General features: G+C 57.8%; 6 protein-coding genes and 1 pseudogene. 1 reads left to right on the top strand and 6 read right to left on the bottom strand.

What is annotated here, in order from left to right; genetic code table 11:
• From gcvT to glyA, 6 genes and pseudogenes are all read right to left on the bottom strand, one after another.
• Positions 1 to 118: pseudogene (gcvT, locus tag ACR0C3_RS22780) on the bottom strand (glycine cleavage system aminomethyltransferase GcvT); the annotation flags it as partial.
• Between the two features lie 16 nt (positions 119 to 134).
• Complete coding sequence (locus tag ACR0C3_RS22775) at positions 135 to 557, bottom strand: universal stress protein (RefSeq protein WP_170637793.1); 423 nt, start codon at positions 555 to 557, stop codon at positions 135 to 137.
• Between the two features lie 78 nt (positions 558 to 635).
• Positions 636 to 2,009, bottom strand: coding sequence for an alanine/glycine:cation symporter family protein (locus ACR0C3_RS22770; protein ID WP_480760674.1), 1,374 nt, complete (start codon positions 2,007 to 2,009; stop codon positions 636 to 638).
• A 24-nt stretch (positions 2,010 to 2,033) separates the two neighbouring features.
• Positions 2,034 to 2,978: a lipoyl synthase gene (gene lipA / locus ACR0C3_RS22765; protein ID WP_475220563.1), complete on the bottom strand. Its 945-nt coding sequence runs from the start codon at positions 2,976 to 2,978 to the stop codon at positions 2,034 to 2,036.
• Positions 2,979 to 2,992: 14 nt separating this feature from the next.
• Positions 2,993 to 4,375 carry a dihydrolipoyl dehydrogenase gene (gene lpdA / locus ACR0C3_RS22760; RefSeq protein WP_475220564.1) on the bottom strand — a complete coding sequence of 461 codons (1,383 nt, stop codon included), beginning with the start codon at positions 4,373 to 4,375 and terminating at the stop codon, positions 2,993 to 2,995.
• 11 nt (positions 4,376 to 4,386) lie between these two features.
• Positions 4,387 to 5,655, bottom strand: a complete 1,269-nt coding sequence (glyA, locus tag ACR0C3_RS22755) for a serine hydroxymethyltransferase (protein ID WP_480760672.1) — start codon at positions 5,653 to 5,655, stop codon at positions 4,387 to 4,389.
• A 132-nt stretch (positions 5,656 to 5,787) separates the two neighbouring features.
• Between glyA and ACR0C3_RS22750 the strand changes: the two genes are divergently transcribed.
• Entirely contained in the window at positions 5,788 to 6,390 is a 603-nt protein-coding gene (locus tag ACR0C3_RS22750; protein WP_425085530.1) for a helix-turn-helix domain-containing protein, read from the top strand.
• Positions 6,391 to 6,767: the final 377 nt, after the last annotated feature.

Here is a 6,767-nt window from a genome sequence, read left to right as displayed (position 1 = left end):
GCTCCCCCATAATCCCCAACGGATACTGAACAGGCATCTCCCAGCCCGCAAAATCAACCATCTTGCCACCCAACTCAACATGAAGAGAGTAAAGTGGAGTGCGATTCGGTGAAGTCATCTTTCTAACCTTTCAATCAGCGGGATTGGTCGCGAACGACCGTCACAGTGCAGTGCGCATTCCGAACCACTCGGGCTAAGTTCGGGCCAATCTCATAGTTCGGGAAATCGCCCTTGGTGGAGGCCATGACAATCAGATCAAAGCCCTCTTTGTAGGCGAGTTTCAGGATTTCACGGTAAACGCTGCCTTCTTCGATATGGATCGCCACATCGGAGGCATCGCCGTGGTCCAGAATGGCCTGAACCGCGTTGCGGACATGATCCTTTGCTCCGGCGCCATAGTTCGCGGGCAGGTTCGGAAGTTGGATAATCTCGGGGATGACGGCAACTGCGTGCAGTTCGGCACCGTAGAACTTCGCCTGTTCTAAAGCGACCGGCAGAGCCAGTTTCCAGGAACGGTCGTCGGTATGATCAATGGGCAGCAGGATTTTCGTGGCCATCACGTCTCTCCTCGAGATATGGAATTCTGTTTCAAAGGCGGGGGGCCGAATTGGCCCCCCGTTTTGGTCGGGCCGAGCTTATTCGGCAGGCTTTGCCTCCGGCTCTTCGGACTTGCCGCCCGACGCGAAGAACTCTTTCGTCAGTTTGAAGACGATCGGGCTCAACAGGGCCAGGGCGATCAGGTTCGGAATAGCCATCATGGCGTTCAGCGTGTCTGCCAGCAGCCAGATGAAGCCCAGATCTGCTGTTGCGCCGAAGTAGATCATGACGATCCACAGGACGCGGTAGGGCATCAGGGATTTCACACCCAGCAGGAACTCGACGCATTTTTCGCCGTAGAAGGACCAACCGAGGATGGTGGTGAAGGCGAAGATCGACAGAGCGATGGCGATCAGATACCCGCCGATACCCGGCAGCGACAATTCGAACGCGTGGCTGGTCAGAGCCGCACCGGATTCACCCGATGTCCAGGCGCCCGACGCGATGATCGCCAGACCGGTGATCGAGCAGACGATGATGGTGTCGATGAACGTACCCAGCATCGCGATCAGGCCCTGGTTTATTGGACCTTTGGTCTCGGCTGCGGCGTGCGCAATCGGGGCGGAACCCAGCCCGGCTTCGTTCGAGAACACACCACGTGCCACACCAAAGCGGATGGCGGCCCAAACGGCAGCGCCCGCGAAACCGCCCTCTGCGGCGGACGGAGTGAACGCGTAGGTGAAGACCAGCGACAGCGCCTGTCCAATGTTGCCGATATTGATCAGCAGAACCAGAAGGCCCGCGATGATATAAGCAACTGCCATGAACGGAACCAGTTTACCGGCAACCGCACCAATGCGAGTGATACCGCCCAGGATAACAGCCGCAGTCAACACCATCAGAACAACGCCAGTGACCGAGGTGTTCAGACCGAAATTCGCTTCAAGAACCTGTGCCACACCGTTGGCCTGCACGCCGTTGCCGATGCCGAAGGCGGCGATCGCGCCGAACAGGGCGAATGCTACACCCAGCCAAGCCCATTTCGCGCCGAGACCGTTCTTGATGTAGTACATCGGGCCGCCAACATAGTTCCCCAGCTCGTCTTTTTCGCGATATTTCACCGCGCAGACAGCTTCGGCGTATTTGGTGGCCATGCCCACCAGGGCGGTCATCCACATCCAGAACAAAGCGCCTGGACCGCCCAGGAAGACAGCAGTCGCCACACCGGCGATGTTACCTGTACCGATGGTTGCTGACAGCGAGGTCATCAGCGCGTTGAATGGGCTGATCTGCCCTTCGCCCTGACCTTCCCGGCCTTTGAACAACAGGCTAAAGCCCGTGCCAATGCGCAGGATCGGCATGAATTTCAGCCCGACCTGCAGGAAGAAGCCAACGCCAAGGATGAGAACCAGCATCAGCGGCCCCCACACGACGCCATTGATGGCCCCTACGATTGAATTTAACGCTTCCATGGTATTCCTCCCTAGTGCGTCTGGTTATGCCCCGGCAGCAATCGCTCGTTGGCGAGCTTGCTTGAGGGCGGCAAAGTCTTCGTCCGCGTGGAACGACGAACGGGTCAGCGGAGTGGCTGACACGTGCAGAAAGCCCTTGGAGCGCGCGATCTGCTCCAGCTGGGCGAACTCTTCCGGTGACCAGAACCGGTCGATCGAGTGATGTTTCGGGGTCGGCTGCAGGTATTGCCCGACTGTCAGGAAATCGACATTTGCGGCACGCAGGTCATCCATCACTTGGCGGACGTCACAGAGGCTTTCGCCAAGGCCGACCATCAGGCCGGATTTGGTGAAAATCTCAGGGTTTGCGCGTTTGGCATCGTCCAACAGACGCAAAGACGTATAGTACCGCGCGCCGGGACGAACCGTTGGATAAAGATGCGGCACAGTTTCCAGATTGTGGTTGAAAACGTCCGGCGCTGCTTCAAATACCAGATCTGCAGAAATCCCTTTTCCCAAGAAGTCCGGAGTCAGAACTTCGACGGTGGTTTCAGGGTTTTGGTGGCGCACTGCTCTGATGGTCTGTGCGATGTGTTCGGCGCCGCCATCATCCAAGTCATCGCGGTCAACCGATGTGATCACCACATGGCGAAGCCCCAGCTTTTTTACAGCGGCCGCGACACGGCCCGGTTCAAATACGTCCAATGCGTCTGGCCGACCTGTGGCGACGTTGCAGAAGGAACAGCCACGCGTACAAACTTCGCCCATGATCATCATGGTGGCGTGGCGCTTGGACCAGCATTCGCCGATATTCGGACAGGCGGCCTCTTCACAGACCGTCGCCAGGTTATGATCTCGCATCAGGCGACGTGTTTCATAATACTCGGTGCTGTCGCCCTTTTTCTTGCGAATCCACTTGGGCTTGCGGGGAATGACACTATCTGCCTTCTTGGCTTTTTCGGGGTGGCGGGGGCGAAGCTGGATGGACATCTGGCGGCTCCTTCTTACGCGTGGATCGCGCGGCCCAGAGCGTCGAGGCAGGCTTCTTTGACCGCCTCGCCCATAGCTGGATGTGCATGACAGGTGGAGGCGACTTCGGCGACGGTGGCACCTTTGGTCATCGCCAGAACGAGTTCCGCGATCAGATCACCGCCATGCGCACCGCAAATATGCGCGCCTAGTATTTTGCCGTTCGGTTCAGCCAAAACCTTGACCGCGCCGTCGGTTTCTCCGGTCGACCGTGCGCGCGAGTTGGCCATGAACGCGAATTTGCCGACCGCGTATTCGGCACCGGCTTCTTTCAGCGCCTCTTCAGTCACACCGACCGAGGCGACCTCAGGGTCGGTGTAAACGACACCCGGTACGGTGTTGTAGTCGACATGGCCGCCCAGCCCCGCCAACATCTCAACGCAGGCAACGCCGTCTTCTTCGGCCTTATGGGCCAGCATCGGTCCGGGGACGCAGTCCCCGATCGCATAGATGCCGGGAACCGATGTGCGGAAGCTGTTGTCAACTTGAACAAAGCCGCGCGGGTCAAGAGCTATCCCCAATTCTTCCAGCCCCAACCCGCGCGTGACGGGCCGGCGTCCGACGGCGATTAGAACCTTGTCGGCCTCGATCACCTCTTCCTTGTCTTTGCCGACCCGGTCCAGTGTAAGCGCCAATCCGGTTTCAGACTTTTCAATGGCCTTCAGCGCGCGTCCCAACTGGAACTTTAGGCCGCGTTTGCTGAGCGCGCGCTGCGCCAGTTTCGCAATCTCGCCGTCAATACCAGGCAGGACGCGGTCCAGATACTCAACCACTGTGACCTTGGCCCCAAGACGCGCCCAAACCTGTCCCAACTCTAGCCCTATAACCCCTGCCCCGACGACAACCAGATGATCCGGCACCGTGTCCAGCGCCAAGGCACCAGTTGAGCTGAGAACATCCTTCTCATCGATCTCGATACCGTTCAGAGGTGTCGGCTCAGACCCCGTGGCGATCAAGATATTCTTGGCCTCATAGATATCATCGCCAACCTGCACTTGCCCGTCCGCCGGAATGCGGGCCCAGCCTTCGATCAGCTCAACGCCGTTCTTCTTGAACAGAAAACCGATGCCCTTGGTCAGATCGCCAACGATCTTGTCCTTGCGCCCCATCATTGACGGCACGTCGATGCTGGCCCCCTCGACCGCAATGCCATGGGAGGAGAGATGTGCAAGCTCGGCATATTTGGCCGAGGAGGTCAGCAACGCTTTGGAGGGGATGCACCCCACATTCAGACAGGTTCCGCCCAGCGCCCCGCGCCCTTCCACGCAAGCCACTTTCATACCCAGTTGAGCCGCGCGGATCGCAGCAACATAACCGCCGGGGCCGCCCCCGATGACGATGAGATCGTAAATGCTCATTGGGTGTTCTTTCAGTAGATTGGATAGTTGGCGCAGAGAGCGCGGACTTTTGCGCGGGTCTCGGCTTCGACGGTTGCATCGCCTTCAGGAGACTCACGCAGCGCATCGAGAACGTCGCCAATCAAAAGGCCGATCTGAGTGAACTCTTCAGGCCCAAAACCACGGCTACATCCAGCGGCCGTTCCTAGCCGGATACCGCTCGTGATCGTCGGCTTTTCCGGATCACCCGGGACGCTGTTCTTGTTGCAAGTGAACCCGGCGCGCTCGAGCGCGGCTTCTGCATCTTTGCCGGTAACGCCAAGCGGCCGCAGGTCGACCAGCATCAGGTGGTTTTCTGTGCCGCCCGAAACGATATCACAGCCACGCGCAATCATAACTTTGGCCAAAGCAGTGGCGCTGTCGACGACACGCTGCATGTATTCCTTGAACTCTGGCTTCAACGCTTCGCCAAAAGCGACGGCCTTACCTGCGATCACGTGCATCAAGGGGCCGCCCTGAAGTCCGGGGAACACAGCAGAGTTGATCTTTTTCGCCAAAGCCTCGTCATTCGTCAGAATAATCCCGCCGCGCGGACCGCGCAGGGTCTTGTGGGTCGTCGAGGTGACCACATGCGCGTGACCAATTGGCGAGGGGTGCAGCCCGGTCGCAACCAGACCCGCGATATGCGCCATGTCGGCCAGCAGCCAGGCACCGACCTCATCCGCGATCGCGCGGAACCGAGCGAAATCAATCTTTTGCGAATAGGCCGACGCACCAGCAATGATAAGCTTTGGCTTTTCAGCCTTGGCCAGCGCTTCGACTTGGTCATAGTCAATCAGCCCATCGTCCGTCAGGCCGTACTGAACCGGGTGAAACCACTTGCCCGACTGCGCAGGCTTGGCACCGTGCGTCAGGTGACCACCGGCATCAAGCGACATGCCAAGGATCGTGTCACCGGGGCTGAGCAGCGCAAGCTTCACCGCTCCGTTTGCCTGCGCGCCAGAGTGTGGCTGAACGTTGGCGAACTCACAGCCGAACAACGTCTTCAATCGTTCGATCGCTTCAACCTCAACCTCATCCACATATTCGCAACCGCCGTAGTAGCGGCGACCGGGATAGCCCTCAGCGTACTTGTTCGTGAGCACAGAACCTTGCGCGTCGATCACAGCCTGCGAGACGATATTCTCGGACGCGATAAGCTCGATCTGTTCTGCTTGGCGCATGCCTTCACGTGCAATCGAAGCAGCAATAACCGGATCTGCATCTTTGAGCGATTTTGTAAACAAGGTTCCCTCCTCCATACTCGAATCCCAAGTACGAAATTTTGTTTCCTATAGTGGAATTCGGATACGCAAGGCAACATATATCTCGTATTTGTGAAGTTGTGTAAGGATGGGGAAATCGGTAACCTGCGGAAAATCAGGGAGATTTCTATGATCGATGACAGCCTGAACAACGCCGTCGGGCCGGAAGAACAGGACGAAGGCGCTGCTTTGGGGCGCTCAATCCGGGATGCGCGCCGTGCAAAAGGGTGGACGTTGGAGGAAGCCGGACGGGCGGCGGGAATCGGTCGCTCGACACTTTCCAAGATCGAAAACAACCAGACGCGACCCAGCTTCGATATTGTTCGCAGGCTGACCCAAGCGCTGGAAATGAGCACCCCGCAGCTGTTCCTGCAATCGGGCCAAAGCGGGATTTCGGGCCGCCGCGATTACACTCCAAAAGGCCAGGGCGAGATTAAGGACACCCCGACATATCTGCACGAGTTGCTCTGCCCTGAACTCACCAGCAAGCGAATGCTGCCGTATATCGCGACGATCAAAGCCCGTGATGTGTCTGAATTCGAAAACTGGATCAGACATTCGGGTGAAGAATTTATGTATGTGATCAGCGGTGAGCTAACCTTTATTTCGGAGCACTATCGCCCGTTGACCATGAAGGCCGGGGATTCCCTGTATTACGACAGCGAAATGGGTCACGGCTGCATTTCAACCAGCAAAGAAGACGCAAAAGTCTTGTGGGTTTCGCTAGAGTGATCTGAGCGCACAGTCGGTTGGACGCGTATGTCACGGCCGCACAAACGACGCGCCCGCGCCTCCGCCAAGTTTCCTGTCGGTGGGGCTCTGAACCAAACTCCCAGACACTTGGTCGGACTGATCGTCTTCCTCCACGATGATTGATTGAAACTGGATTTCAACGGCGTCAAATGGACAATCCGTTTGATAGCCCTGATCAGGAAAAACGCGTTGTTCGCTAGACACGAGACCGGAGTTCAATACTGGGCATTCCTCGCCTCAATGAACGAAACCTGCAAACTCGATGGCGTAGACCGCCCCGCCAAGCTCGCCGAATGCTGATCGCAATTGCAAGCGGTCACAAACAGGCAAAATTCGCCGGCCTGATGTCCTGGAAC

This window comes from Ruegeria sp. CK3 (assembly GCF_056536565.1).
Note: the sequence above shows the minus strand (reverse complement) of the source record. Positions and strands in the feature narration are given on the sequence as shown.

What these genes read in the sequence shown, in the direction of transcription:
- ACR0C3_RS22750 (WP_425085530.1), top strand. Translation starts at nt 5,788, where the DNA reads ATGATCGATGACAGCCTGAACAACGCCGTCGGGCCGGAAGAACAGGAC.
- lpdA (WP_475220564.1), bottom strand. Translation starts at nt 4,375, where the DNA reads ATGAGCATTTACGATCTCATCGTCATCGGGGGCGGCCCCGGCGGTTAT.
- ACR0C3_RS22775 (WP_170637793.1), bottom strand. Translation starts at nt 557, where the DNA reads ATGGCCACGAAAATCCTGCTGCCCATTGATCATACCGACGACCGTTCC.
- glyA (WP_480760672.1), bottom strand. Translation starts at nt 5,655, where the DNA reads ATGGAGGAGGGAACCTTGTTTACAAAATCGCTCAAAGATGCAGATCCG.
- ACR0C3_RS22770 (WP_480760674.1), bottom strand. Translation starts at nt 2,009, where the DNA reads ATGGAAGCGTTAAATTCAATCGTAGGGGCCATCAATGGCGTCGTGTGG.
- lipA (WP_475220563.1), bottom strand. Translation starts at nt 2,978, where the DNA reads ATGTCCATCCAGCTTCGCCCCCGCCACCCCGAAAAAGCCAAGAAGGCA.